Origin of the sequence: Bacillus sp. JJ1127, from assembly GCF_036965845.1 — a bacterium.
GTDB lineage: Bacteria > Bacillota > Bacilli > Bacillales > Bacillaceae_G > Bacillus_A.
The window spans coordinates 1-3,270 of the sequence record NZ_JBALQK010000353.1; the positions used below are offsets into that span (position 1 = coordinate 1).

The following is a 3,270-nucleotide window of genomic DNA, read 5'->3' on the forward strand; positions in this document are numbered from 1 at the left end:
AAAGATTTTATGGAGTAATACCGACTTACCATACTTTATTGTTAGTGAATCAGACGACTGAAATAACAGCCAGTATATCTTCTCTATTAAATTGGAAAGATTTTTACTACATAGCAGATATGATCATCCTACCTTTTATCATATTTAGCGAATTGAAACTTAGTAAGAAACGCAAAGATATAAGGTTTTCAAAGAAGACGATAGGAATTACTTCCCTTTGTTTTATGTTAGCGATTTCCACATTTGTATATACGATGAACAAAAAAGATATTTTAAATGATAAAAAGAAATCTGAAAAAATGGGTGTTTTCTCATACAACTTATCTTTTCCCTTTAGCAAAGTATTCCCTGTGAATAAAGCTTATTCTATGGAAAATAAGAAAATAACAAATGAAATGATTAGAGAAATAAAGAAAGAAAAACCAGTAGAGAATCCTGAGTATAAAGGAGTCGCAAAGGATAAAAATGTAATTATTCTTCAGCTTGAATCACTACAGGAAAATGTAGTCGGATTAAAAGTGAATGGAAAATCCATTACTCCGAATTTAGATCGTCTACGTGAACAGTCGCTTTCGTTTTCTACCTTTTTTCAACAAACAGGGAAAGGGAATACAGTTGATGCAGAATGGAGTGTAAATACATCCACTTATCCAGGAACATATGAATTAAATTCAAATCGTTTTGCTGATCGAGAAGTGCCAAGTTTACCTAGGGTATTAAAGGAACATGGTTATGTAACGAATACATTCCATACGAATGATGCAAAATTTTATAACCGAAAACAACTATATCAAGCGTTAGGATTTGATAAATTTTATGACCAAAAATATTTTGGTAATAAAGATGTGATAGATATAGCTGCGAGTGATCATGTGCTTTATGAAAAAACACTTCCGGTTTTAAAAAAATTAGATGAAAAAGATAAGAAGTTTTATGCACATATTATCGCATTAAGCAGTCATCACCCTTTTAAAATACCGAAAGATAAACAACCTTTACCGTTGCCAAAAGAGTTAGAAGGAACGCAATTTGGAGATTATATTCAAGCGGTGAACTACGTGGATAGAGAATTAGGATTTCTCATAGAGGGATTAAAGCGTGAAGGATTATGGGAGAAGTCATTATTTGTTGTATACGGGGATCATCATATTATTGATACAAATTCTTTACCCGATAATTTAAAACAATACTTACCTGCATCACATGTAAAAAATGGGCAATTTGATCCATATCGCATTCCGTTTATGATTTATTATCCAGAATTAAAAGAAGGAAAAGATTTCAAAAATATAGGTAGTGAGATTGATATCATGCCAACGGTTATGAATTTATTAGGAATTCAGCCGAAAGACCAGGTTATGTTCGGACAAGACTTGTTAAATCAAAAGGATAACATTATTCCACAAAGATTCTATTTTCCAGATGGGACATTCATACATGAGAAGTATTGTTATATTCCAGGAGAATCATTTGAGGGTGGACAGGCTATCAATTTAGAAGGAATGCTGGTTCCATTGGAAGCAAACGTAAAAGACGATTTTGAAAAGACAAGGAAATTATTGAATTTGTCAGATCAATATCTTGAAAACCTTCCGATTAGAAAAGGGAAAGCGAGGGATTCATGATGAGAAAAATGATATTTGTTATGTTATGTAGTAGTTTTTTTCTCTTTACGATTTATCGCATGATAGATACGCCGCAGTTAGTAAATTTCTTATTTCCTGGACTTGAAGAGGAGATGCAAGAAAGAGCGGATCATTCTTAAAAAAAAATAAAATGAATAACATGTTAAATTTTATTATATGTAAGGGTGTGTGTTTGGGGTTTCCTGGTTAAAGAAACGTTATTTAGCTAGGAAGTTCTTTTTTCTTTGTCGATGGTTTTTCACTTATTCTTCCCTGCTGGCAAATCGTAGCTTATGTAATGAAAGTGCTTCAAAAGGGAGGAATCTTAACATGAACAAGCCTAATATAAAGAATGCAAGGAGAATTTTATGCGGAAATTGTGGGGAAAAATTTTAAGCTTGTTAACTATTGTTTCTTTATGTGCATGTTCGGCTCAAGAAACAGAGGGAAAACAAGAGGAAGTAAAGGGGAAACAAAACATTAAACAAAAGCAAGAATACACTATAAATACTTTAGATAGCGAGGAGTTATTAATTGCTCACGCAATGGGAAGTGTGAAAGCAAAAGGAATTAATCAACGTTTTACCAACTCTAAAGAGGCCCTTCTAGATAATTATAATGAAGGTATTCGAGCGTTTGAAACTGATTTAAACTTGACAAGTGATGATCGATTAGTTGCTAGACATGATTGGAAAGATTATTTGTATCAAACATTGGGACAAAAGAAACCAGAAGGTGTCGGAACAAACAAACCGTTATCTTATAAATCATTTAAATCCTTGATGATACATGATACGATACATCCATTAGATTTTGAGGAAATTATACAAATTATGAAAGAAAAGAAAGATATTTATCTTGTCACTGATACAAAAGACAACAATCTGGATATTATAAAAAAACAATTCGAATATATTGTAAATAAAACTAAGGAAGTTGATGAGTCCATATTAAACCGTATCATTGTTCAAGTGTATACGAGAGATATGTACGACATGGTGGAGCAAATTCATCATTTTGACAAAGTAATCTATACGTTGTATCAAAGTGCAGATACAAATGAACAAATTCGTGACTTTGTAAAAGATCATGATAATGTGTTTGCGATTACATTTTCACCTGATTTGTGGGAGAAACGGAAAGATGCAATTCCGATGATAAAGGATATGGGAAAAAAAGTGTATATGAATACTTTTAACACAGAAGAGGAATTAGCGTCATATCGAAGTGCTGGTGTCGATGGATTTTACACAGATGAATTGAGACAAAAACAAAATGGCTTAGTGATTACAACCGGGAATACAAATAGATAAGGGTAGATGCCATTTTATGTCCAAAGAGCTGTCCAAAAAGCCAGTTATCCTGACTTTTTGGACAGCTCCTTTTTGGACATAAACTAGTTGGGTAATAGTACTAGTATTACTTAGATTAGAGTACCTAAAAGGCCGCCTAATAAGTTTGTTACTAAATCTACTACAGGAGTTAAAAGTTTTGTAAGCATAATTTTTCCCCTCGCCTTCATTATTTTACCTTGCAATATGATTATATAGAATTTTTTACATATTTGGAAGTTTATATGTAAAATTGCATAAAAATGGTTTTTGATTATAATAATAGGAAATTATATGTTAAAGAATACTAAATT

3 protein-coding genes are annotated in these 3,270 nt (G+C 32.0%); all 3 read left to right on the forward strand.

Annotated features, from left to right (window positions below):
• Positions 1 to 1,625: LTA synthase family protein (locus tag V7183_RS24265; protein ID WP_335361116.1), on the forward strand; the 1,625-nt coding region annotated here is incomplete at its 5' end.
• Positions 1,625 to 1,765, forward strand: a complete 141-nt coding sequence (locus tag V7183_RS24270) for a hypothetical protein (RefSeq protein WP_335361117.1) — start codon at positions 1,625 to 1,627, stop codon at positions 1,763 to 1,765. The genes V7183_RS24265 and V7183_RS24270, both read left to right, overlap by 1 nt.
• Positions 1,766 to 1,993: 228 nt before the next feature.
• A complete protein-coding gene (locus V7183_RS24275; RefSeq protein ID WP_335361118.1) occupies positions 1,994 to 2,938 on the forward strand; it encodes a phosphatidylinositol-specific phospholipase C/glycerophosphodiester phosphodiesterase family protein in 945 nt (314 codons plus the stop codon).
• Positions 2,939 to 3,270 lie beyond the last annotated feature (332 nt).

Coding starts and splice junctions, on each gene's coding strand:
- V7183_RS24275 (WP_335361118.1), top strand. CDS start 1,994: ATGCGGAAATTGTGGGGAAAAATTTTAAGCTTGTTAACTATTGTTTCT.
- V7183_RS24270 (WP_335361117.1), top strand. CDS start 1,625: ATGAGAAAAATGATATTTGTTATGTTATGTAGTAGTTTTTTTCTCTTT.